The 24,536-nt window shown below is 40.3% G+C and carries 23 protein-coding genes; 9 read left to right on the forward strand and 14 right to left on the reverse strand.

Going from position 1 to position 24,536, the window contains the following annotated elements; translation table 11 throughout:
• Window positions 1-12: 12 nt before the first annotated feature.
• Genes JBW_RS20930 through JBW_RS20945 form a run of 4 tightly spaced genes read right to left on the reverse strand, consistent with a single transcriptional unit; the run spans window position 13 to window position 3,907 of the window.
• Entirely contained in the window at window positions 13-1,137 is a 1,125-nt protein-coding gene (locus JBW_RS20930) for an ABC transporter permease (protein WP_007960277.1), read from the reverse strand.
• Window positions 1,134-2,039 carry an ABC transporter ATP-binding protein gene (locus JBW_RS20935; RefSeq protein WP_007960276.1) on the reverse strand — a complete coding sequence of 302 codons (906 nt, stop codon included), beginning with the start codon at window positions 2,037-2,039 and terminating at the stop codon, window positions 1,134-1,136. Before JBW_RS20935 ends, JBW_RS20930 begins: the two co-directional genes overlap by 4 nt.
• A complete protein-coding gene (locus JBW_RS20940; RefSeq protein WP_007960275.1) occupies window positions 2,040-2,939 on the reverse strand; it encodes an ABC transporter ATP-binding protein in 900 nt (299 codons plus the stop codon).
• The gene (locus JBW_RS20945) at window positions 2,936-3,907 is read right to left on the reverse strand and encodes an HlyD family secretion protein (RefSeq protein ID WP_007960274.1); all 972 of its coding nucleotides are present in this window, start codon (window positions 3,905-3,907) and stop codon (window positions 2,936-2,938) included. The genes JBW_RS20940 and JBW_RS20945 overlap by 4 nt, the downstream gene beginning before the upstream one ends.
• Before the next feature lie 541 nt (window positions 3,908-4,448).
• Here JBW_RS20945 and JBW_RS20950 point away from each other — a divergent pair.
• Complete coding sequence (locus tag JBW_RS20950; RefSeq protein WP_007960273.1) at window positions 4,449-4,655, forward strand: hypothetical protein; 207 nt, start codon at window positions 4,449-4,451, stop codon at window positions 4,653-4,655.
• A gap of 257 nt (window positions 4,656-4,912) precedes the next feature.
• Here JBW_RS20950 and JBW_RS20955 read toward each other — a convergent pair whose 3' ends face one another.
• The 3 genes from JBW_RS20955 to JBW_RS20965 all read right to left on the reverse strand — a co-directional run bounded on the left by JBW_RS20955 (window position 4,913) and on the right by JBW_RS20965 (window position 7,997).
• A complete protein-coding gene (locus tag JBW_RS20955) occupies window positions 4,913-6,295 on the reverse strand; it encodes a mannose-1-phosphate guanylyltransferase/mannose-6-phosphate isomerase (protein ID WP_007960270.1) in 1,383 nt (460 codons plus the stop codon).
• Window positions 6,296-6,400: 105 nt separating this feature from the next.
• Window positions 6,401-7,039, reverse strand: coding sequence for an HD-GYP domain-containing protein (locus JBW_RS20960; protein ID WP_007960269.1), 639 nt, complete (start codon window positions 7,037-7,039; stop codon window positions 6,401-6,403).
• A gap of 19 nt (window positions 7,040-7,058) precedes the next feature.
• Window positions 7,059-7,997 carry a GGDEF domain-containing protein gene (locus JBW_RS20965; protein WP_007960266.1) on the reverse strand — a complete coding sequence of 313 codons (939 nt, stop codon included), beginning with the start codon at window positions 7,995-7,997 and terminating at the stop codon, window positions 7,059-7,061.
• Window positions 7,998-8,382: 385 nt separating this feature from the next.
• On the opposite strand from JBW_RS20965, the gene bioB (JBW_RS20970) reads away from it, so the two are divergent.
• The 4 genes from bioB (JBW_RS20970) to cobT (JBW_RS20985) all read left to right on the forward strand — a co-directional run bounded on the left by bioB (JBW_RS20970) (window position 8,383) and on the right by cobT (JBW_RS20985) (window position 12,792).
• Window positions 8,383-9,369, forward strand: coding sequence for a biotin synthase BioB (gene bioB / locus JBW_RS20970; RefSeq protein WP_007960258.1), 987 nt, complete (start codon window positions 8,383-8,385; stop codon window positions 9,367-9,369).
• Window positions 9,370-9,439: 70 nt separating this feature from the next.
• Complete coding sequence (bioB, locus tag JBW_RS20975; RefSeq protein ID WP_007960256.1) at window positions 9,440-10,432, forward strand: biotin synthase BioB; 993 nt, start codon at window positions 9,440-9,442, stop codon at window positions 10,430-10,432.
• A 177-nt stretch (window positions 10,433-10,609) separates the two neighbouring features.
• On the forward strand, window positions 10,610-11,668 hold the full coding sequence (gene cobT / locus JBW_RS20980) for a nicotinate-nucleotide--dimethylbenzimidazole phosphoribosyltransferase (RefSeq protein WP_007960253.1): 1,059 nt from the start codon (window positions 10,610-10,612) through the stop codon (window positions 11,666-11,668).
• Between the two features lie 26 nt (window positions 11,669-11,694).
• A complete protein-coding gene (gene cobT, locus JBW_RS20985) occupies window positions 11,695-12,792 on the forward strand; it encodes a nicotinate-nucleotide--dimethylbenzimidazole phosphoribosyltransferase (RefSeq protein ID WP_007960252.1) in 1,098 nt (365 codons plus the stop codon).
• A 144-nt stretch (window positions 12,793-12,936) separates the two neighbouring features.
• Here the strand turns inward: cobT (JBW_RS20985) and JBW_RS20990 are convergent, their stop codons facing one another.
• The 5 genes from JBW_RS20990 to pgm all read right to left on the reverse strand — a co-directional run bounded on the left by JBW_RS20990 (window position 12,937) and on the right by pgm (window position 18,882).
• Window positions 12,937-13,464 carry a chemotaxis protein CheW gene (locus tag JBW_RS20990; protein WP_235334085.1) on the reverse strand — a complete coding sequence of 176 codons (528 nt, stop codon included), beginning with the start codon at window positions 13,462-13,464 and terminating at the stop codon, window positions 12,937-12,939.
• On the reverse strand, window positions 13,454-14,503 hold the full coding sequence (locus tag JBW_RS20995) for a PocR ligand-binding domain-containing protein (protein ID WP_007960248.1): 1,050 nt from the start codon (window positions 14,501-14,503) through the stop codon (window positions 13,454-13,456). Before JBW_RS20995 ends, JBW_RS20990 begins: the two co-directional genes overlap by 11 nt.
• A 144-nt stretch (window positions 14,504-14,647) precedes the next feature.
• Complete coding sequence (gene eutJ, locus JBW_RS21000) at window positions 14,648-15,463, reverse strand: ethanolamine utilization protein EutJ (RefSeq protein WP_007960247.1); 816 nt, start codon at window positions 15,461-15,463, stop codon at window positions 14,648-14,650.
• A gap of 299 nt (window positions 15,464-15,762) precedes the next feature.
• Window positions 15,763-17,046 (reverse strand): purple acid phosphatase family protein, encoded by a 1,284-nt coding sequence (locus JBW_RS21005; RefSeq protein ID WP_007960246.1) that lies wholly within the window; start codon window positions 17,044-17,046, stop codon window positions 15,763-15,765.
• A 183-nt stretch (window positions 17,047-17,229) separates the two neighbouring features.
• Complete coding sequence (gene pgm, locus JBW_RS21010) at window positions 17,230-18,882, reverse strand: phosphoglucomutase (alpha-D-glucose-1,6-bisphosphate-dependent) (RefSeq protein ID WP_007960244.1); 1,653 nt, start codon at window positions 18,880-18,882, stop codon at window positions 17,230-17,232.
• 320 nt (window positions 18,883-19,202) lie between these two features.
• On the opposite strand from pgm, the gene JBW_RS21015 reads away from it, so the two are divergent.
• From JBW_RS21015 to JBW_RS21030, 4 genes are read left to right on the forward strand one after another with little or no spacing between them, the layout of a single operon-like run.
• Window positions 19,203-19,928 carry an amino acid ABC transporter ATP-binding protein gene (locus tag JBW_RS21015; protein ID WP_007960242.1) on the forward strand — a complete coding sequence of 242 codons (726 nt, stop codon included), beginning with the start codon at window positions 19,203-19,205 and terminating at the stop codon, window positions 19,926-19,928.
• 40 nt (window positions 19,929-19,968) lie between these two features.
• Window positions 19,969-20,787 (forward strand): transporter substrate-binding domain-containing protein, encoded by an 819-nt coding sequence (locus tag JBW_RS21020; protein ID WP_007960240.1) that lies wholly within the window; start codon window positions 19,969-19,971, stop codon window positions 20,785-20,787.
• The gene (locus JBW_RS21025) at window positions 20,787-21,458 is read left to right on the forward strand and encodes an amino acid ABC transporter permease (RefSeq protein ID WP_007960238.1); all 672 of its coding nucleotides are present in this window, start codon (window positions 20,787-20,789) and stop codon (window positions 21,456-21,458) included. The genes JBW_RS21020 and JBW_RS21025 overlap by 1 nt, the downstream gene beginning before the upstream one ends.
• Window positions 21,455-22,105, forward strand: a complete 651-nt coding sequence (locus JBW_RS21030) for an amino acid ABC transporter permease (RefSeq protein WP_007960229.1) — start codon at window positions 21,455-21,457, stop codon at window positions 22,103-22,105. Before JBW_RS21025 ends, JBW_RS21030 begins: the two co-directional genes overlap by 4 nt.
• 84 nt (window positions 22,106-22,189) lie before the next feature.
• Here JBW_RS21030 and thiW read toward each other — a convergent pair whose 3' ends face one another.
• Together thiW and JBW_RS21040 are read right to left on the reverse strand one after the other, a co-directional pair.
• Entirely contained in the window at window positions 22,190-22,678 is a 489-nt protein-coding gene (gene thiW, locus JBW_RS21035) for an energy coupling factor transporter S component ThiW (RefSeq protein ID WP_007960227.1), read from the reverse strand.
• Between the two features lie 45 nt (window positions 22,679-22,723).
• Entirely contained in the window at window positions 22,724-24,442 is a 1,719-nt protein-coding gene (locus tag JBW_RS21040) for an ABC transporter ATP-binding protein/permease (RefSeq protein ID WP_007960225.1), read from the reverse strand.
• Between the last annotated feature and the right edge of the window lie 94 nt (window positions 24,443-24,536).

A 24,536-nucleotide genomic window follows, 5' to 3' on the forward strand; every position in this document is an offset into this window, starting at 1 on the left:
TCAGGTATTCCACTAGGCAACCTTCTTCTGAAATTTTTTGATGCTAATTACTAGCGCAATCATTATATATATGATTAATGACAAAACTTGTGGCCATACGATGCTAAAACCCACACCTTTGAGTATGATGCTCCGCATGATCTGCAAGTAGAAGGTAAGCGGTAATATATTGCCAAGTAAATTAAAGAAGAGCGGCATGGCTTCCCTTGGAAACATAAACCCGGAAAGTAATATACTCGGTAAAAAAACAAAAAAGGACATTTGCATAGCTTGCATTTGCGTTTTTGCTACCGTAGAGATTAAAATACCTTGCGCCAGTGAGGCAATGATGAAGAAAGATGTAAGACCATAAAGTAAACCAAGACTACCGCGAATCGGCAAGTCAAATACCAAGATACCCACTAGTATAGAAACAGTGACTTGCACATAACCAACAATACTATACGGAATAATCTTTCCCATCATAAGCTCCCAATTCTTCATGGGTGTAACAATGAGTTGTTCCAAGGTACCTCGTTCCCGTTCCCGGACAATGGCCATCGAGGTAATCATCACCATGGTCATGGTTAGAATTACCCCCATAATGCCTGGAACCATGTAAAAGGCCGATACAAAATCAGAATTGTACCATGGGCGGATACGAATCTCATAAGGATTCTGCGTGGCATGTCCCGTATAGCCTTGCATTTTCTGCAGCAAAATTTTCTGTGATTTCAGTTGACCGATCAATTGAGCTGCGCTGATAGCCGAAGATGCAGACAGCGAATCAGTTGCATCCACAATAACCTGTACAGTAGCAGTTCTACCATGCTTTAAATTCTCAGAAAAATCGGGAGGTATAATAATACCTACCTTGGTCTTTCCAGAATCAACTGCATCATTTATTTCCTGAAAGCTGTTAGCAACATATTTTATATCAAAATATTCACTAGACGTCAAAGAATTAAGTAAATCACGACTGTCTTGCTGCAAAGATTGGTCAAATACAATGGTAGGTAAATGCTTAACATCAGTATTAATGGCATAGCCAAAAAGTAAGAGCTGTACCATCGGGAATACAAGCATCATGGCCAAGGTTAACTTGTCACGTCGCATTTGGATGAATTCTTTAATCAGCAATGCTCGTAGACGCTTCATATTTTCATCTCCTTACGCTTAGATTTCACCAAATACACAAATACATCTTCCAATCCTGGCGTGATTTGTTTGTAAGGGAAAGCTGCAATTTGAGCCAGTTGATCTTCCTCAAGCAGAATATGTAAACTGGCACCAAAAGGATAAATATCGAGATACGGAAAACTGCTGGCGATCATAGTCTCTAGTAGTTCCATGGGCTCATGAGTAGCAATACGCACCAATACACCTGGAACCATCTTTATGAGTTGCGACGGAGTACCATTTGCAATTAAGTTTCCTTCAAATATAAATCCAATCTCATCGCAATGCTCGGCTTCATCCATGAAGTGAGTTGTAACCATTATCGTAGTACCTTGCGATGCTAATTTATATATAATCTCCCAAAACATACGTCTTGATTTAGGATCAACACCACCTGTTGGTTCATCAAGAAACAGAATCTGAGGGGTATGAATAATAGCGCAACCTAAGGCTAAACGCTGCTTCCAGCCACCGGAAAGATTCACTACTAATTCATTTTGCCGATCTTCTAAGTCAGCTAAAGACAGCATTTCTTTAATTCTTCTTTCCCCTACATCTTCTGACAAGCTATACATCCCAGCATAAAATTCTAGATTTTGCTTGACGGTTAAATCATCATAAAGACTGAATTTTTGAGACATGTAGCCTATTTTATGCTTGATATCCTCACTATCATGAGCAATATCTAAACCTAATATTTTACCACTTCCTGAGGTCGGTGTCATTAATCCACACAACATTCGAATCGTAGTAGATTTACCAGAGCCGTTGGGACCCAGAAAACCATAGATTGAACCTTGTTTAATCTGCAAGGAAAGGTTATTTACGGCAGTAAAGTCTCCAAAACGGCGAGTAAGGTTTGTGAGTTCCACAGCATACATTCAAAAAACCTCCCTTGCTAGAGCGACAAAAACATCTTCCAATGTGGGCTGAATTTCTTCTAGTGTGATGTTTTCAATGTTCATCTCGCCTAGCACAGATTGTATCTGTGTTGTAGCTAACGTTACGTCTTCCACTACCAAATGATATTTATCGCCGAACATGTTAATATCAAGAATCGAACATTTTTTTAAATGTTCTTTAATATCTCGGTCTTTGGTTCCTAGTTCCAGTACTTTGTAAGGATAAGCTTGGCGTAAGCCTTCCGGAGAATCACAGGAGACGATCTGGCCATTGTGTAAAAAGGCAACACGTGTACAGAATTCCGCCTCATCCATGTAAGGCGTGGATACAAAAATACTTGTGCCTTCCTTATTCAGTTTGAACAACATTTGCCAAAACTCTCGCCTGGAAACGGGATCAACACCAGTTGTCGGTTCATCGAGAAAAAACAATTGGGGTTGATGCATCAAACCAGCTGCTAAAGCCAATTTTTGTTTCATGCCACCTGATAAATTATCAGCCAGGCGATCCTTGAAGGACATTAAATTGGTAAAACCAAGGATATGGCTGGCCACAACATCAATTTTTTCTGCTGACTGACCGTATAACGCCCCAAATACTCGAATATTTTCCATGACTGTTAAATCTCCATAGAGGCTGAATTTTTGCGGAACATACCCGAGATGTTCTTTGATTTTTTCCGGATTGGCAGCGCCTAACACGGTAAGAGTTCCTGACGTTGGTGCGAGAAGACCTGCTAGCATACGGATAATCGTTGTTTTTCCGGCACCATCAGGCCCAACCAACCCGAATATTTCACCATTCTTTACTTCTAGAGAAACACCATTTACTGCCATCCTGGTGCCATAGTATTTCGTTACATTAGTTAATGTAATCATTGGATTACCACATCTGCTGGCATACCTGGCTTTAAAATACCTTCAGAATTATCAATATATACTTTAACATAAAATACTTGGTTAGCCCGTTCTCGTTGAGTAATACTCTGTCGTGGCGTAAATTCTGCAGTTTGACTAATTTCTTTAATTGTCCCGGAAAAAATTCGATCGGGGTAAGCATCAATATGAACATCCACTGGTTGCCCCAGTTGAATAAGACCAAGTTGCTCAGAAGAAACATAAATTTTGACCCAACAAGTATTTAGATCACCAACAGTGGCAATAGCTGAGCCAGCAGTCAGATACTCGCCATTTTCATAATTTTTTGTTAATATTACACCGTTAATCGGACTATAAATAACTGTATCGGCCAAGGTAGCACGGTCAACATCACTGACGGCCTGCAATCTTTTTATTTCAGCTCGCTGGGCTTCAATAACATCAGGGCGGTTACCTTCTATTATCAAGCTCTGTTTTGATTGAGCGGCTAGGAGAGCATTGAAGGCTACATCATAGCTGGCTTTAGCTGCATCAAATTCTTGCGCGGCAATAGCTTTTTCATGATAAAGGGCGCGATAACGTTCCAAATCATTTTTTGTTTTTTCATATGTTGCCTGGGCAGATACCATACTGGCTGTAGCTTCCTTGATTTCCTGCTCTCTCGGTCCTTTCTCAAGGTCGGTTAATTGAATCCTAGCTTTAGCAAGTGCGGCCTCATCAGCAACCAACTGAGCCTCTAAATCATTGCGACGAATATGAACAATAGTTTGACCAGCCTGTACAGAATCCCCTACTTGAATCATTAACTGAGACATATAGCCATTCGTCTTGGGTACAATATCAGCAAGAGTCACTTCTACTGTACCAGTCGCAGTTATGCCCTTTTCCTTAGAAAAGTATAGTTTGTAGCTAGCAAAAGCCACCAAAGACAAGACAAGAATAGCAATGATAGGTATTTTCTTATTCATTTTTTCCCCTCCTAATAATCTTATAAGAACATTTCAATTGTCTACATAAAATCATCCTACATCTTTAAGATCTTCTAAAATGTATAGCTTTGAATCATTCTTGAGCATTGCAATAATGGTCTCAAAAATGTTTCAGTCCCCTGCCTTAATGCTGATTCGATATAAAAGTAGTGAAATCAACTAATGATTACGGAATTTTTTTAAACAGTTTTTGGTAGTATTTAGATTAAATCAATCGATCGATTTAATCTAAATACTACCATATTTTATTTTTTTGTCAATAATTTCTTATCTACTTTTATTTATATTTAGAAATAAGCAAGATGCTCTACAAAAAAAATAATGGCTCACGGACTTGACCACACTGACTATACAAAAATGGTCAAGAGAGTTAATAATGAAGAAGATCACGTAAACGTATTATTTCTTCCTCAATAATTTTATACCAAAAGGAATTTCAGCAGAAAGAAAGAATAAAATAGTATATTCTTTTTTTGAGAGACATTCTACCCAAAATAATGTTTAAGAAGGAGGTTATTGGATGCGTATTGTTGAACAGGCTTTTCGCGTTACAACACGTACTAGTATTATGAAAGCAGATCATCCCGCTAATTGTATATTCCAAATCTTTGTAAAGGGACGTCTTCAGGATAAGCAGAGCTACAAGATAGATGGTGAGAACATTAACTTTGGATTCGACTGTTTGGTACCAGGCGACTTAGTACAAGTCTTTTATTTCATTCCATAAGTAGCTGATATTCTACATATAAAACGAATCGAACCGCAAAGACGCAAAGGACACAAAGGTTTTTGTCACTAACGAACAGAGTAAATCAATCTCTTAGCAAGCAGGGGATTGTGTCCTATGCTCGCAATGACAGATTTATACGTCCTTAAAAACTACACATTATTCTATTGTTAGCGAAACAAGGAAATCCCACCGAATTTGGTGGGATTTCCTTGGCATTGTGCTTTTGTGGTTCATAAAATCCTAAATCAATCTACCTATGGCCTCCCATATTTATCACTAAAACGAATACTGTCATCCTCTCCTAAGTAACTGCCATTTTGCACTTCAATGAGCTGGAGGGGTAATTTCCCCGGATTTTCAAGACGATGTATGGTATTTTGAGGCACAAAAGCACTCTCATTTTCATGCAATAGCTGTTCACTCTCACCTATGATCACTTTGGCTGTACCGCTGATCACAATCCAATGCTCACTGCGATGATAATGCATCTGCAAGCTAAGCATTTCCCCTGGATTTACAACAATTTTCTTCATTTTATAACCTAAACCAACCCCCAGTACCGTACAATATCCCCAGGGATAATACAACGTCCTAGGCTCATCTGCCTCGATTCGGCCTCGCTCTTTCAGCTGGGTTACTAAGTCTTTCACTTTTTGAGACTCACCTTTTTTGGCTACAACGATAACATCATCTGTTTCTACAACCAAAATATCTTCAAGACCAATGCCGCCAATAAGTCGGCTATGTGCCAATATAAGTGTATTGGAGCACTCAATGGGAATACAGTCCCCCTGCAATGCATTAGCGTCCCGATCCTTAGGCAACACATCATAGATCGCATCCCATGATCCAATATCATTCCATTCCACCGTAATTGGCAGCATGACTAATTCTTTGGATTTTTCAGCTATGGCATAATCAAGAGATATGGATGGCATTTCAGCAAAGCTTTCTCCCATTTGATTCCACCCCGCCTCAGCCAGTCCATATATCTCCATTTGATATTTTGCTAATTCACTCATAAAACATCCAATAGTAAAGGTAAACATTCCTGAATTCCAATAGTAATTTCCAGCAGCAAGATATGATTCGGCTGTTTCTTGGTCGGGTTTTTCTCTAAAAGACTGAACACAAAATCCGCTGCTAAATGCTTCGCCTGCTTGGATATATCCATATCCCGTTTCTGGATGGTCTGGCTGTACACCTAAGGTTACAATCTTCCCCATCTTTGCCAGCCCTATAGCTTGGAGAAGGTTCTCATTAAAGGCCTTTACCGGACGAATAATATGGTCAGAAGGCGTTACATACAGAATCTCATTTGCATCGCACCCCAGTACATCGAGGCAATATCTTGCCGCAAATGCTACTGCCGGCGCCGTGTTACGTGCTGCTGGCTCCAAAAGAATATGTGCTTCATTAGCCTTTGCAGCAATAAGCTCCGTTCTAACATGATGAATGTATTCTTGATTTGTTACGATGACAATATCACAAGGTCTAACTATGGGTAAAAATCGCAGGATAGTTTGAGCAAGTAATGAGTATTCTCCGTTCAATTTTAAGAATTGCTTTGGAAATCTTGTGCGAGACAGAGGAAATAAGCGACTGCCTCCACCACCAGCAAGAATGATGACTTTCATAGAATCATCACATTCCTTCCATCATCTATAATAAACAAATCGGCATAGTAAATACTATGCCGATTCTTCCCAATACATGATACACTATGCTGATTCCTCATAGAATTATGCAATCACTAGACGATAAGCAAAATCTCGATTACAAGTGCTTTGCAATTTTTTCTCAAATGCCAATCTCTTTAAAATTTCAACTATGCTGGGATCAAACTGACTCCCCCTACATCGCTCCATTTCCTCAATTGCTTCGCAAACACCGAAAGCTGAACGATACGTCCTCATTGTTGTCATTGCATCAAAAGAGTCGGCAACAGCTACAATTCTAGCCCCCAAAGAAATCTCGTCTCCACACAAACCATCCGGATAGCCTTTACCATCAAAACGCTCATGATGATGACGAACAATATCAGAAACAGAACGAAACACTTTAATTTTCCCTACGATAGTACCACCAATTTCAGGATGCTGACGAATGGTATCAAATTCTTCTTCTGTCAATTTTCCCGGTTTATTCAATATGGCATCTGGAATACCAATTTTTCCAATATCATGTAAATGGGCGCCAATATGAATTCGTTCCTGTTCCGCTAATGGCAGCCCCATGGTTTGCGCCATTAACAAGGAAAGTTCTGCCACTCGCTCCGAGTGGCCGCACATATAAGAATTTTTGGCATCCAATGCAGTGGATAAGGCATCTACAATATCATGTAAATCTTCTAACGTAACTGAATCAAACAAGATATACATCGCTCCCTCGTCACTACGCTCAAGCAACCTTATGAATCAAATGACTATCAGGGTCATAAATGGAAACACTATTTCTTCCAACCTTTTTCGAATAATAAAGTGCTTGATCTGCGTAATTATATAATTTTTCTTTATCAAAGTAGCACAAAAATTGAGAAATTGTACAAATGCCAATGGATACTGTCACCGAGATGTGCTGATTTTCATTTAATATAAAATCATGATTTGCAATATTCTTATGAATCCTGCTGGCAATGCCTACAGCCTGTTGCGAATCCGTTTCCGGTAATAATAGAGCATACTCTTCTCCGCCAATACGAGCAGCCAAATCGCCGTCTCGACTATTTTCCTGGATAATCCTTGCCAGCTCCAGCAAAACAATATCACCCGTCTGGTGACCATAATTATCATTGACCTTTTTAAAAAAGTCAACATCAAAAATAAGCAATGAAATCGGATGATAATTACATACTAACGCTTTAAAATGTCGCTCTAACGTATCAAAAAAACATCTCCGATTTGCAATCGCAGTTAAAGGATCTGTCATTGCCATAACTTGCATACGGCTACGAGACTCTTGCAAATCATCAACGGCCTGCCTGAGAGCCTTCTCCCTAAATTCGATCTGCCTCGCCATCCAATTCATATCTCGCATAAGAGTGAGTATATTGTCCTCTTCATCTCTTGCTTCATTAGGGAGCGACAAAAGTTCTTGGTAATTTCCTTGTTTCACTCTGGAACATAATTGACGCATACTATTTAAATGTTTGCCAATTAGCCAGTCCGCTACTAAGCTAGGCATTACCAAAATTAAGAATAATGCACTTGCTAACGATAGAGCCTCAATTTCATTAATATATTTATTCCCTCGTAAAGGTGAATCAAATGCCATCCAAAACATAATGCCTTGGGGGATCATTAATAGTATTAGAAAAACGAACCGAAGCTTACTTACCAAGATTTGTTCCTCCTCTTTAAGCACATAAGACTGAAAATATGATGTTCAAACGGTATGATATTTCCCATTCTTCCACCGAATTATTTACTACATATTCGTAAGAACCATTTCATTATTGAAAACAATTCTCATTATCTTTCCATAATAATGCAATTTCCCTTTCTGTGTCAATATCTGCGAACTGGTTTTATTAAATAAAGATGTTTTATGGAAAAACTTTATTATCTTTTTCTGCATTGCTTCCCTTATCATACAAAAATGTCATTTACAGTTTTTAAATTTAATAGTAAAATAACAGTATCGTTAACCATTATTATTTTTATCGTTAACATTTATTTTTCATGATTTATAAAATGCATATATTGAGTGAAAGGAGGCTGCTAGGGTGCACTATCATGAAATTATGACTCTGGGAGAGTCAATATTACAGGGACATCAAATTCAATATGAAGAAGCATTACAGCTCACTACTATAATGAATGAAGACATTCCTTTACTTTCTGCTTTTGCTAATAAGATTCGTATCCAATTTTCTGGTAAAAACGTTGATATGTGCGGCATTGTAAATGCCCGCTCAGGGATGTGCTCTGAAGACTGTAAATTTTGCGCCCAATCCGTTTATCACGATACGAAGGCGCCTATACATAATTTATTAGACATTGCGCAAATTGCTGCAGCAGCGCAAAAGGCTCAGGAACAAGGGGCAAAACGGATTAGCATTGTCACCAGCGGCAAGGGTATGGACAGTGACCCTGACTTTCCAAAGATCTTAGAGTTAATACAGGTAATTATGAACCATACCAGCTTAAAGGTCTGTGCTAATCTTGGCACACTTAGTCTAGAGCAGGCACGCATGCTGGCATCTGCCGGCGTCAAGCGTTATGCTCACAATTTAGAAACCAGCGAAAACTTCTATCCCTCGGTATGTACAACCCACTCTTATCAAGAACGTGTCAATACCATTCAGACGGCAAAAGCTGCTGGCATGGAGCTTTGCACCGGAGGTATTATTGGTATGGGAGAAAGCTGGCAGGATCGCATTGATTTTGCTTTTGCCTTAAAGAGCCTGGATGTTGCCTCCATTCCCATCAATATTCTCAATCCTATTAAAGGTACTGCTCTGGAAGATGTTACGCCTCCCTCTCCCCTTGATATTATTAAAACCTTTGCTATTTTTCGTTTTATTTTCCCTGACAAAATCATCCGTCCTGCTGGCGGTCGAGAAATAAGCTTGCGTGATATGCAGGGACACCTGATGTTATCTGGAGCAAATGGTCTTATTATTGGCAATTACTTAACCTTTACAGGTCGTAACACAGTGGCGGATTTTCAGATGGTACAAGACGCTGGGTTAATTCCTGCGCTACTGTAAAAAACAAATAACTCTCGTAAATTACATGGCTATTTTTGAGAGTACACAAAGAATACTAGGAGGAATCAACATGGACAACTATGATTTAATTTTTTCTCTAGGGAAAAAAATATTAGAAGGTAATCAGCTTACCTTCGATGAGGCCCTGTCCTTAACAACCATTGAAGAAAGTGATATTCCCATACTACTTGGCGTTGCAAATAAAATTAGGGAAAAGTTTACGGGATCCTATGTAGATACTTGCCAAATTCTGAATGCTCGTTCAGGAAACTGTACGGAAGACTGTAAATTTTGTGCCCAATCTGCCCATCATGATGTAGAAGTAGATGTGTACCCACTCATGAATGAAAATGCAATTGTCCAGGCAGCCCAAAGAGCAGAGGAAGATTCTGCCTACCGTTTCTGTGTGATTACTTCGGGATGTGGCATGGAAGGTGATCGAGATTTTGAGAAAATTACAGCAGCAATTGAAAAAATCGGTCAGGAAACAACTCTTCAACGTTGCTGTTCCTTAGGAACCTTGCAAGAACAACATGTAGCCGCACTCAAAAAAGCTGGTATTACGCGTTATCATCATAATTTAGAAACCAGCGAAAGTCATTTTAGTGAAATTTGTACAACTCATACCTATGAAGAGCGTGTAAATACAATTAAAAGAGTGAAAGCTGCTGACATTGAAGTGTGTTCCGGCGGTATCATTGGCATGGGTGAAACTTGGCGTCAGCGTATTGAATTGGCCTTTACATTAAAAGAATTGGATGTTGATTCCGTGCCCATTAATGTTTTGAATCCCATTAAAGGAACCGCGCTGGAAAACCAAGAAAAACTGAACCCAATGGAAATTCTGCAGACCTTTGCTATTTTCCGAATGATTCTGCCTACAAAAATCATTCGTTATGCTGGCGGCCGCGAACATAATCTTGGAGAATTAGTTCCTCTAGGATTCTTATCCGGAGTTAATGGCATGCTTATCGGTCATTATCTGACTACACAAGGACGAGGAGCTAATAAAGATCTCCAAACTGTAACAGATTTAGGGCTAAAACTACTAAAAAACGCTTAATAGTGACGCATTTTCAGCATTGACGAGTAATGATTTTACTTGATATAATGGCAATGATTATAAATATAGCGTTGCTATCTCAGCGCAAAAATCAACAGTTGGTGGCTTTTTTGGTATTAATTTCCGAAAAAGCCCTTTTTTCTGCATTAATGGTGACAAAGACAATTGGAGGTTACTATGAGTTTATTATTCGAAACATGTTCGCAAATTGCCCCTTTAGATCAAAAAGTCATGGAAGCGGTTCAATTACGATTAGACACATTGATTAAACCCCAAAACAGTCTTGGCCGTCTGGAAGAGATGGTAAAGCAATACGCTGGTATTCGAAAAGAAGAACTCCCTAGAGTGCCTCGCACATGCATGGTTATCGCCTGCGCCGATCACGGCGTAGCTCGCAACCAAATCAGTGCCTATCCTGTAGAAACTACACTGCAAATGACTAAAAATTATGTGGGTGCCAAAGGTGCCAGCGCTAATGCTTTTGCAAACTTTAGCGGTGCTGATATGGTCGTAGTAGATGCCGGGGTTGCCGCTGACCTATCTGATACTAAAGGGCTATGGCATCGTAAAATTGCCTATGGGACAAAGGACTTCACGCAAGGTCCAGCAATGACACGGGAAGAAGCCACTCAAGCCCTGGAAATTGGAATCGAAATCGTGAATGAAAAGGTGCGTGCTGGCTACAGTTGTTTCAGCCTGGGTGAAATGGGTATCGGCAATACCACTTCCAGCGCAGCAATTGCAGCAGCCTTTACCAATATTACTCCCGAACAAGCTACAGGACGCGGCACTGGCATTTCAGACAGCCGTCTTGTCTTTAAAATTGATATGGTACGCCAGGCACTTACTGTGAATCAGCCAAATCCTCAAGATGGACTGGATGTTCTGGCAAAAATCGGAGGTTTTGAAACAGGGGTTTTAGCAGGAGTTATACTGGGTGCTGCTGCAAATCGCTGTGTGGTTGTTATTGATGGTCTTAATACAACTGCCGCTGCGTTGATTGCCAACGCTCTTCATCCCATGGTCCCCCACTACCTTATGCCTTCTCATTTATCAGGTGAACCTGCTCATCGCATTGCCCTAAAGTTTCTTGGCCTAGAAGCGTGCATTGATATGGGAATTCGGCTAGGAGAAGCAATTGGTGCGTCTATAGTAGTCGATATGCTGGGTGCTTCTATTAAAATGCTGGCTGGTATGATTTCTTATGAAGATTCTGCTGGTAAAAAGGAAGCATAATTTGTTGATAACAGGAGGTCTCACTTATGATGCAAGATACGATTTCGTTAATTAAACCACTTGATACAATCGCGATGGAAAAATGCCAAATACGCCTTGATAACTTAACCAAACCTCTAAACAGTTTATATTCATTTGAACATTTGGCACGTCAGCTTTCCGGTATTACTTATAATCCTAGACCGCGCAGCCTAAAAAAAAGTATTATCATCATGGCAGCAGACCATGGGGTAGCAGCAGAAGAACCTTGCGCTTTTTCTAAACAAGAAGTGATCCTTCAAAGAATTCATAATATTTCACAAGGCGGCGCCGCAGTCAACATTTTCGCTGACCATGTTGCTGCCGATTTACTCCTTGTAGATATGGGTATTGCTGCCAACGTACCGCCTCTTCCTTTGGTAAGAAATGAAAAAATCGCCTATGGAACTAAAAACATAAATCATGGTCCTGCAATGACTCGGGAAGAAGCGATAAAGGCAATCGAGATTGGCATTAGAGTCGCTGCTGAAACTATTAAAAAAGGTTCTCATGTCCTAGGATTAGGCGAAATGGGAGTCGCCAATACGATTTCCAGTACTGCTATCATTGCCTGCTACAGCCAAAGCCCGCTGACTGAGTTGGTGGGAAAGACTGCAGATTCTTCTAGCGATCTTTTTAATAAAAAACTTGCACTCATTCGTCACGCCATTACCGTGAATACTCCAAATATTCATGATCCAATTGATGTATTAAGTAAGCTGGGTGGCTTTGAGATTGCTGGACTGGTTGGGGTTATCCTAGGTGCAGCTTCAGGCGGTGCTGCCATCGTCTTAGATGGTCTTGTAACCAGCACTGCTGCCTTACTTGCGGTAAAATTAGCTCCTCAAGTAAAAGACTATCTCATTGGTTCTCATTGCCCCCCAGAACCTGCACATAAAGCCAGCCTTGACTTAATTGGCATTCCCGCTTACCTTCATCTCAACATCTTCTTAGGCGAAGGAGTGGGTGCTGCATTAGGAATGTCCTTACTCAATGCCTCATTACATGTTTTAAATGATATGAAAACCTTTGGCGATGCAGAGGTACCTGTCGCACATGACGGACCGGGCGCTCTTAAACAAGATAAGAATGTAAAAGATGAATAAACAAAAAGATGGCAGCAGTTCATAACAAACTGCTGCCATCTTTTTGTTTATTCCATTAGAATTTAGATAAATTTTGTAAGCAAAAAATATAAATAACCCCCTTTGTGTCCTTTGCGTCTTTGTGGTTCGATTGTTTTATATGTTTTATGCAGGAACATAGTTCTGCAAATTTTCTAATGCAAGTCCATTAATCTCTACTCCAGTCAATAAATGATCCATATCTAACATAACAATGAGACGCTCCTCCACTTTGCCAATTCCAATTATGAATTTACTTTCTGCTTCTTGAATAAAAGAGGGCGCAGCTTCGATCTCTTCGGAATTAAATACCACAATGTCCGTTACTTCATCCACTAAGCATCCTACGATACGCTCATTCGTCTGAACCATAATAATCTTACTTTCATCATTTATTACTTGGTTTTCTAACTTTAATTTTTTGCGTAAGTTAAAAACATATCGAACATTATCTCTCCAATTTATCATACCTTCCATATTGCCCAAGGTACCCGGGACCACCTGAATATTGACTCGATTCGCTCTAATAATACCATGTACTGTTGCTGCCTCTAGGGCAAATTCAGTACCATTCATTTCAAAAACAACCATTTGTACACGTGCCATACCATCATCTCCTAGCCCTAAATCAGTAACTACACTTTTACATATCATTAGCTAAGGCATATAACTCTTCCGCCATGCCAGTTACTTCTTCAATGCTAGCGGTTACTTCCTCAATGGCAGCCGCCTGCTGTTCTACGGTTGAGCTGGTAGCACTTCCCATAGCAACGGTCTTATCTACGGATTGCTGAATAATGGTAGTAAATTCTTTAATTTTACCCACTGTCTGTTTCGAATCCCCGGAGAGCTTTCTGATTTCTTGTGCCACCACACCAAAACCGAGACCTGCTTCGCCTGCTCTGGCTGCCTCGATTGCTGCATTTAGTCCTAACAAACGGGTTTCATCAGCAATTTCTTTGATAAAATCCATCACTTCATTAATTTTCCCTGATACTACATTTACGTTATTTATTTCTGTATTCAAGGAACTTTGATTCACGCTAACATCGCTTGCAGAAGCTGCCAGCTCTTCCATTGTAGCTGATATTTGAATCACACTATCATTAATAATACCAGCCATATTCCTTAATTTACTTTGCTGATACCACATTTTCGATAGGGTATTGGCAACTAAATATAAGACATGAGCAGCAGCCTCCACGCTTTTTCTAGGCACTTGCTTGATTTCACTTAACGACTTCATATATTCGTCAGGATCTACGCCGATTTCTTGGGCTATTTGACGAAATTTTCCTTCATCTGGAGCAGAAGTCAAAACCTGTCCGCCTAATATCGTCCCGATCTGTTTACCCTCCAGCATAATAGGAGCTGCAAAATCAACTAAACCAGCATGACAATCATAAATCGCTGGCTTGCCTGTTCTGGCGGACTCTTCACCGCCTTTGCTGTCACATTCCATACAGCGTTTGTTCCCAACATTCGATTCCCGCGTATGTTTCATACAGAATGTTGTGAAATTGCTGGGAGTAGTGACGGGCTTCCCCTCAATATCAACTGCAATACTGGCTACCCCTACAGCTTCGGCAAAGTTATCCTGAAAGGTCTGCAAAAAGTTTACATCAATAATATCTACTAACTTGACTTTACTAAAATCTTCTAAAGGCTGTTTTACTGCTGTCACCTTTGTCATGGATTTTGCCTCCATTTTCTAATTTTTCAGTTTTTTATTTAATGATAATTTTCGACAAAGACAACATGATTTCCTTGAGAATTTTTTAGCTTCATTATTGCACATTATTGCCATTTTTTAATCTTTTTGTAATATTATGTCGTTTTAACCAAACATAGCAATTCCTAATGGCGTAACTAACAAAGGATGAGGGGGAACGTGTACTTTACGTCCGAAAGCTTTGCTAAATTCTTCACCAAAACCAGTCAGATAAGCGGTACCGCCTACCACATATACAGGGTAATCCTGATATTCATCATATTCTGCCAGCATGTTCTTTACAATCGTTGCCATCTTTTCAATAACAGGTAAAACAACCGGCATGATGCGTCGATGCTGGGATACATCTTTTTTAAGAACTTCCGCTTCCTCGTAGGTAATTTTATATGCTCCAGACAGCACCAGAGATATGTGAGTACCTCCTGTTGCCTCATCAGCGGTGAAAACTAAATCTCCGTTCTTTAATACAGCAATCCCTGTAGTTCCGCCACCAATATCCACCACGATACCATGACCGATATTTAGAGCTTTAGCTGCTGCCACTGGTTCATCCACTTGGCAGATAGGTTCGATCCCCGCCCCTGCAATCACATGTCCGCAAGCCTGGGCATTACGCCCTACTGTACCTGGCGGAATGGCCGTTGCACCTTTCTCTAGAGTAATCCCCATAATGTTCTCTACCTCAACCTTTAGTTCTTCAACAATCGTCGTCGCTCCCCTAAAATCAACAACTAAACCATCTTTCACCACCGATGCCCAGCGCAGGCTTCCAGCTACAGGATTCCCCTGGCTGTCAGTCACCACCAGTACCACATCAGCCGTTCCCAAATCTACTCCCACTTTATAAGGTCCTGGCAAATCGGCTGCTGTTCCTGTTTCGATCAGATGATGCAATTGATGAATCTTTTCATATGCTTCCATACTTGTCCTCCCTATCGCTATTGCCAAAGGCAATTGTATGCTCTTCCTTAACTTAACTCTAACTCGCTGACCAAGTCTCTCTTTATGATTATCCAAATCTTAATTTATATCCTGCTCCAAAAGGCCTAATAGAATGCCCACTTCTTTTACTATCTTGCTCAAATTATTTATAAAAGGCTGATATATCCTCTTAAAACATATAAAACAATCGAACCACAAAGGCGCAAAGGACACAAAGGGCTTAAAATTAATAAAGAACCAAAATCTCATAAAGGAATTTTGGTTCTTTACATCGTGTATTATTGGAATTTTATATTCTTATCAATGGACCAAGCATCAATTAACACACCACTTTGCTTATATGCTTTTACATGTAGAATCTGATTTTTCATCTCCACTACAAGATAATTTGGTTCATCCAATGGATTATAAAAGAATGCATCCCATTCACTTGCTGCCGTATCATTGTAGGTTTTGGTGCCGCTTCGCCCAGTCGTTACATAGATCGTCCCCTTGCCCGGACTATCTACCACTTGATCCTCATATATAGGATAGGTACGGGCGTAATTATGTTCGTGACCAGAAAAGACCACATCCACATGATATTTATCTAAGATAGGTACAAAAGCTCTTTTAATCCTGGAATTAGCTCCTCCCACCTTGTTATGGTATGGTGGTCTATGTAAAAAAACAATTTTCCACTTTTTATCCGTTGCTGCCAGATCCTGCTCTAACCAAGTTTTCTGTATTTCTAGTATTTCGGGAATAAGCTGAACTTGTTCGCCGATTTGACTATCTAACATAACGAAATGTACATCCCCATAATCGAAAGAATAAACTTGCCTTCTAAGACTTTCAGGACCATTAACAGGGACTTTGAGTTGAGCCGTAAATAATACAGGCTGTGAAAAGCGCCTTTCTGGTGTATAGTTCTCATGATTACCCGTCAAAGGCATTGCTGGAATCCGATCAATGACCCCTTGACTCGCGTTAAACCATGCATCCCATTGCGCATAATCCTGCCCTACATCGACTAAATCTCCCACATTAATAAAAAATTTCGCATCTTGGTTAGTCTGATATGCCTGCTGCAGAGTCGTACGCCAAACCTCATAGTTAATACTCTGGGAATCGCCAAATACCAAAAATTTAAATCCCTCATTCTTTGCTGGCGGTGTAGAAAAAGTACGATTTTCCCCCCATCCACTGCCTTCATTGATTTGATATACATAACGTGTACCAGGCTTCAAACCCATTAGCGTAACCGAATGGATATTCATATTTTCCCGATTCGTGACTAATGTCTCCATCTTGGCATCTATGATTCGGGCATTATGAGGAAAAGACTTAATTAATTCCCTCTGGGCATAACGCACCTGCCCCGCAAGTTCCGTCTCCTCTGTTCTCCAGGTAATAGTCTGGGTTGTTTTAGGATCGGACTCCCAAGTAAGGGTAACATGATCTACCCCAGCGGCAGCTGCCAAAGGCTGCTCTAAAAACGGCATCATAGAAGAAGCTATAAGAAGAACAATTCCTATAAAAGAGATACCAATGCTTTGAAATAACTTCCTTTTGTGCAGCATGCTGTCTCTCCCTTGTCCAAATATATATGATCTCAATCATTTCATTTATAACATGTCATCAACTAAATATTCTTTAAAAAACCGATAAAGCGAATGGAACCACAAAGACGCAAAGGACACAAAGGGCTTAACCGCATTAGCCGCATTGTGCCTTTGTTTCATAAAATCTCATCTTCTTCGCACTTAAATACTACTTGCTTTGAAAGCTTCATTAACGATTTCTTTTGCTTCTTCTTGAATTTGCTTGAGATGGTCTGCCCCTTTAAAGCTTTCGGCATATATTTTGTACACCTCTTCTGTTCCGGATGGTCTTGCTGCAAACCAGCCATTCTCGGTGCAAACCTTTAATCCTCCTATATCGGCTTGATTACTAGGTGCCTTAGTCAACTTCGCCGTAATGATTTCCCCGGCTAATGTTTGCGCTTTGACCCGCTCTGGTGAGAGCTTCGACAATATAGTCTTCTGCTGCGTATTCGCAGCAGCATCGATGCGTGCATATACAGGCGCTCCAAACTTCTCACTTAAATCCTGATAATGCAGCCCTGGATCTCGGCCAGTTTTCGCAGTAATCTCTGCAGCTAATAGGCACAGAATAATACCATCCTTATCTGTTGTCCAGACAGTACCATCCTTTCTGAGAAAAGATGCTCCAGCACTTTCTTCACCGCCAAAACCAAAGGAACCATCAACGAGTCCGTCAACAAACCACTTGAAACCCACAGGGACTTCCGCAAGTCTTTTACCTAGACTGGCAGCAATGCGGTCAATCATCGAAGAACTGACCAATGTCTTACCAATAGCAGCATCTTCACGCCATCCCTTACGGTTTTGAAACAAATAGGAAATGGCTACGGATAGATAGTGATTGGGATTCATTAAACCAACGCTGGGAGCAACAATACCGTGACGATCAAAATCTGGGTCGTTGCCGAAAGCGAGATCATATTTTTCTTTTAAATCGATAAGCCCGGCCATGGCATAAGGAGACGAACAATCCATGCGAATTTTCCCGTCTGCATCTACATTCATAAAGCCAAAAGTAGGATCGGGATACCCATTGATTACATCAATGTCAAGACCATAGGTTTCTGCGATGGGTGCCCAATAACCAAGACCCGCACCACCTAGAGCATCAGCCCCCAACTTCAGACCGGAAGCCTTTATCACTTTCATATCAATTACCTGTTCTAAATCATTCACATAAGGCGTAATAAAATCATATTCATGTACATAAGTTGTTTTTAACGCTTTTTCATAAGGTAAGCGTTTGATCTTTTGATTGCCCTCTAGTAAGATTTGATTAGCTTTATCAGCAATCCATTTGGTAATATGAGTATCCGCTGGTCCACCATTAGGAGGATTGTACTTAATGCCGCCATTATCCGGCGGGTTATGAGAAGGCGTAATGACAATACCATCGGCCAGCCCTTCTTTTCTGCCTTTGTTATATTTGAGAATTGCGTGAGAAATGCCCGGTGTCGGGGTATAATTCATATCCTTAGCAATGAAGGTTTCTATGTTATTAGCCGCTAAAACTTCTACTGCCGAAATAAAAGCAGGTTCAGACAAGGCATGAGTATCAAAGCCAATAAACAGCGGACCCGTAATATTTTGGGTTTTGCGGTAGCAGCAGATCGCCTGGGTAATCCCATAAATATGCTGTTCATTAAAGCTGGATTGCAGTGAATTTCCTCGATGCCCAGAAGTTCCAAAAACAACTTGCTGCCCTGGAATATTGACATCCGGATTATTAATATAGTAGGCACTAACTAAACGTGGGATATTGACTAACATGCTTTTAGGAGCTTTTTTCCCTGCCATGGAGTGAATCGACATAGATAGATGCACCTCACAATTTATTTTATATTGTTTCTACATCCTAAGTGACTGCCTATTTATTATTACATTCCCCAGCCACTGCAAAATACCCTGCCAAAGCCCTCACTAGTAAGGGCTTTTTTTATGCATTTTCAAAACATTAAGCAATTATGTTTCTCCTGAAAAAACATTTTCTGCATTTAGGTGATGACAACGTCTATTTTTAATGATATACTGTAACTACAAATTTCATAAACATAATTGGCAATGACGCCGTGCACTTGTAGGGATACCTATGAGGGCACGGCTTTGATTTGTTTCAAGAAAGGGGGTATTTGATGATTAAAGTACAAGGAGTCAATAAATTTTTCGGTCCACTACATGTTTTAAAGGATATTAATCTCAACGTAGACAGCGGTGAAAAAGTCGTTGTCATTGGACCAAGCGGTTCTGGGAAAAGTACCTTAATCCGTTGCATGAACTTATTAGAAACGCCAAGCACGGGTCAGATCGTAGTTGACGGTGTCGACATCACGGCACCTAAGGCGCCGATTACTAAAGTTAGAGAGTCTGTAGCAATGGTTTTTCAACAGTTCAATCTATATCCTCACAAGACAGTGCTGGAAAATTTAACATTAGCGCCAACGCTCATAAAAAAAATCTCCCGTGACGAAGCAAGTGAATCAGGTCTCGCTTTTTTGGAACGAGTTGGTTTACGCGAAAAAGCAGATGCCTATCCGGCTCAGCTTTCTGGAGGACAGCAACAACGGGTTGCCATTGCTCGCGCCCTTAACATGCGTCCTACGGTTATGCTCTTTGATGAACCAACTTCTGCTCTTGATCCTGAAATGATACAAGAAGTATTGGATGTAATGGTTGACCTTGCAAAAGAAGGAATCACCATGGTAGTTGTTACTCATGAAATGGGCTTTGCCAAACAAGTAGCAGATCAGGTTATTTTTATGGATGGAGGCACAATACTTGAAAAGGGTTCTCCAGAGCATTTCTTTACAAACCCAGAACATGATCGTACGAAATTATTTTTAAGCCGCATTCTTCGCTAAACATAACGGATTCATAAAAAATATATGGAGGTTATTAAAAATGAAAAAATTATATGTTCTTATCCTTAGTTTAATGATGTTCATCGCCCTAGCAGTTGCTGGTTGCGGCAGCACAACAGATTCCAAGCCTGCAGCAGGTGGAACGGGTACAGCTCCTGAAGTCAAAGCGATACAGGATCGCGGCACATTAAAAGTAGGCGTTAAGGTTGATGTACCGAAATTTGGTTTTAAAGATCCTAAAACGGGCCAAATTGACGGTTTTGAAATCGACTTAACAAGAGCATTGGCCAAGAAGATTCTCGGTGACGAGAAAAAATTCGAAGCACAAGGAGTTACTGCCAAAACTCGCGGTCCTTTACTTGACAATGGTGAAGTTGACTTAGTCATTGCAACCTTTACCATTACAGAAGAACGTAAACAAAGTTACAATTTCTCTGATCCTTATTTCACAGACGGTGTTGCTTTAATGGTCAAGAAAGATTCCGGCATTACCGATCTTAAAGGCTTAGCAGATAAAACAATTGGTGTTGCTCAAAGTGCTACCAGTAAAAAAGCCATTCAAGAGGCAGCGGATAAACAAGGCATTAAGGTTAAATTCTTAGAATTTGGTACGTATCCAGAAATCAAAACAGCTCTTGACTCTGGTCGTATTAATTGTTTTAGTGTAGATGGCGCTATTTTATATGGTTACTTAGATGATACCACTGTAATTTTAAATGATCGCTTCACACCACAAGAGTATGGAGTAGCAAGCAAAAAAGCCAACGCAGGATTAGCTAAAGTAGTAAACGATACCATAAACGATATGAAAAAATCAGGTGAACTAGATAAGCTGATGCAAAAATGGGGACTTAAATAGTGCCAGGACCTTTTGCTGGATTCAAGTGGTTAGCGCTGATCAATGATTGGTCTGTCTTTGCCGAAGGTTTTGTTCAGACCATTCTTTTATCAGCCCTAGGACTAACGTTGGCTTTAGGCCTAGGAATCTTCTTTGGTCTTTTGGGTACATCACATGTAAAACTATTTAAACTACTCAATCGGGTTTATGTAGAATTTATTCAAAATACACCTTTAGTTATTCAAATTTTCTTCTTATACCATGGCTTACCGCATCTAGGGATTATGTTGCCTGTCTTTGTTGTGGGAGTGCTGGGCGTAGGTGTTTACCATGGTGCCTATATTGCAGAAGTCATTCGGGCAGGTGTGGAATCTGTACCAAGAGGACAATTGGAAGCCGCCTATTCCCAAGGATTCTCCTATTGGGGAGCAATGATTCATATCGTATTGCCCCAAGCCAAACGAATTTCTTATCCTCCACTGACCAACCAAGCTGTGAATTTAATCAAAAATACTTCCGTATTAGCCATGGTTGCAGGTGGTGAACTTATGTACCATGCGGATTCTTGGTCAAGTAATAATCTTTACTATGGCCCTTCTTATGTGGTAACCGGTTTACTGTATCTCTCATTATGTTTTCCATTGGCTTCTTTTGCCAAACGCATGGAACGCAAATTGGAGGTATCATCATGATTGAAGAATTGTTGCAATGGGAACTGCTTAGTTTTCTCGGAGCTGGTCTCTTAACGACATTGCAAATTGCAATCAGTTCCATTGTTTTGAGCATGATTTTAGGAACCATCTTAGGCATAGCCCGACATTCCAATCATACTCCCCTTAGTCAGGCAGCTTCCTTTTATGTCGAAGTCGTACGAAATACCCCTTTATTATTATTTATTTTGGCGGTTCGCTTCATGACAAAACTTCCTCCTATTTATGCCGGTATTGTTGCCATGACTATCTTTACAACTGCAATGATTGCTGAAATTGTCCGTGGCGGCTTGAATTCCGTAGGCAAAGGGCAATGGGAAGCAGCCAAATCCCAAGGATTTACCTACACACAAACACTGATTTATATTGTGTTACCTCAGGCACTGCGCAATACGATACCTCCTCTAGTATCCCAATTTACAACAGTCATTAAGGATACCTCTCTTGTCTGGGCAGTGGGCATTGAAGACCTAACAGGAAAGGGCATGATCATCATGGGACAATATGGTACCACGGCTCAAGTCTTTACTATTTTCGCTGCCATAGCGGTAACTTACTTTGTCTTTAATTATGCTCTTTCCATATTGGCCCGCTATCAACAGCGGCGCTTATCACTAAGAAGCTATTAATCAAAAATGAGAACTCCCCAAAGATCTTTCCGGGAGTTCTCATTTTCTTTTCTAGAATGCATAGAACCGTCACAATTTTATGTTTTATCCTACTCTTCCATGAAAGAGTGTTTTAATGGGGGTATGGTACAGTGCATAGGCAATCAAGCTGCCCCCAGTTGTACTAATTAGAAACGGAAGCACAAAGAAAAAAGCACCGACCTCAGAACCAATAATATATTTTGCTATGGGAAAGGCCACAAGACTTCCTACTATTCCGGTACCAACAATCTCACCCACAATAGCACCCGCAATGTGATTGGTCTTCTTATACAAAATACCTGCCAATGCGGATCCCAAGATACTTCCTGGGAAGGCCAGCAACGATCCAGTACCAAGAATATTGCGCAATAAAGATATACTAAAGGCAGCACTGACAGAATAACGCGTTCCCAAAAGCACTGCTAATAAAACATTAATTGCATGCTGTACCGGAAAGCACTTTGCAATACCAATCGGAATATACACCAAATGCGCGGAAAAAACGCCAATCGCTATAAATAAGGCTGTAAAGGTTAATTTTCGAATTTCCATATTTTCCTCCAAACTGCAGCTTCGTATTACTCCAACTATGCCCTTTTATTCAAGGCGCCAGCTACCCGTGTCGTCGATTATCAGTTTACGTTTGTGATAATTCACTAAGGTATTGCGATGCCCAACACTAATAATCGTTGTATAGTTAAGCTGGGAATGCAGCAATTGATATAAATGAGCCTCTGTTATTTCATCAATTGCTGAAGTTGCTTCATCAAGAAATAACCAGTCTGGCTGCTGCAATATAGCCCGTACAAAGGCTATTCTTTGCTGTTCACCGAAAGACAGAACATGAGACCAATCCTCAACTTGGTCAAGTTTATCAACAAGATCCTCTAATTTGCAATGCTCCATAACGCTGCGAATTTTTTCATCCGCTGCAAAATCCTCTTTGTAAGGATACAATACAGAATCTCGTAAGGTTCCAAGAGGTAAATAGGATCTCTGGGGCAAAAATAAAAGTTTCTGTTCTGCTGGAATACGAACACTGCCTTGTCCAAATGGCCAAATACCGGCTAGAGTACGCATGAGAGTGCTTTTCCCGCAGCCAGAAGGACCCATAATTAATAAAGAATCCCCCTTATGAATTGTTAATTGTAAGTCCTTAAGCAGTTCTTCCCCATTGGGTAAATCAATTTGCAGTTGGTGCACATGTAAGGATGGGTCAGCACCATAGGTTACACCAATCACTTTCTGGTCTGCGATATGTTCTACACGATTCATAGCCTGGTTAAAGCCTAGTAAACGTTTAACGACGGACTGCCACTGAGCCAAACTGGAGTAACTCTCAATGAGAAATGACAACGAGTCTTGTACTTTGCCAAAAGCCCCAGATATTTGAAGTAATCCACCTAACTGCATCTGATTGCTAAAATAGCGTGGGGCCGCAACAACCAAAGGGAAAATAATAGCAATTTGGCCATAACCTGACGTAAACCAGGTTAGTTTTTTCTGCCGTAACATTACCGCCTTAAAATTATCAAATACCATCTGAAAACGCTCTGTCAGTTTCGCTTGCTCTTGTACCTCTCCGCCATACAAAGCAATACTCTCACTGTTTTCCCGCAAACGAATTAAACTAAAACGAAAATCAGCTTCATAACGCTGCTGACTAAAATTAAGATCCACCAGGGGTTTACCAATTTTAACGGTTAACCAGTTACCAGCTACCGAATAAAAAATCGCAACCCAAAACATATAGCCCGGGATAGTAACTTGCGTCTGCCCTATAGGAATCGTCAGAGAGCCAGAAAGATTCCATAAAATAAACATAAATGAAAATAAGGTCACGGCAGCTTTTAAAAGCCCAATGGAAAGGCCTAGTGTCAAATTAACAAACAGCTTCAAATCCTCACTAATTCGCTGGTCAGGATTATCCGTATGATGATCCAATAGCTGCATCTGATAATAAGCTCGTTTATGCAACCATGTTTGCAGATATTCTGCAGTAAGCCAGCGACGCCATTTAATTTCAAGGAATTGCTGCAAGTAAAGCACATAAACAGCCACAATGATATGAGAAGCTGCCAAAATGCAAAAAGTGCCTATCGCACTTACAAAACCATCTTTGTCATGATTCTGCAGTGTATTATAAAAGGTATTATTCCATTCATTTATCAGCACGAATATATAAACATGTCCTAAGTTAAGAGCAACAATGACTGCTAACAGTGCTCTAGCCTTCCATTTTTCTTCTGAAAACCAATACGCCTTGGTAATTTGCCACATTCCCTGCATAAAATTGCGATTATATACATTTATCATCAAAACTATCCTTTCTTTCCATGCTATTACTGCTTTTCTTTAATCTTTCTCGTTTTCTCGAAAATTATCGAAATTCCTTTTAATTATTATAAAA

The sequence above is a fragment of the Pelosinus fermentans JBW45 genome, assembly GCF_000271665.2.
Classification (GTDB): Bacteria; Bacillota; Negativicutes; order DSM-13327; family DSM-13327; genus Pelosinus; species Pelosinus baikalensis.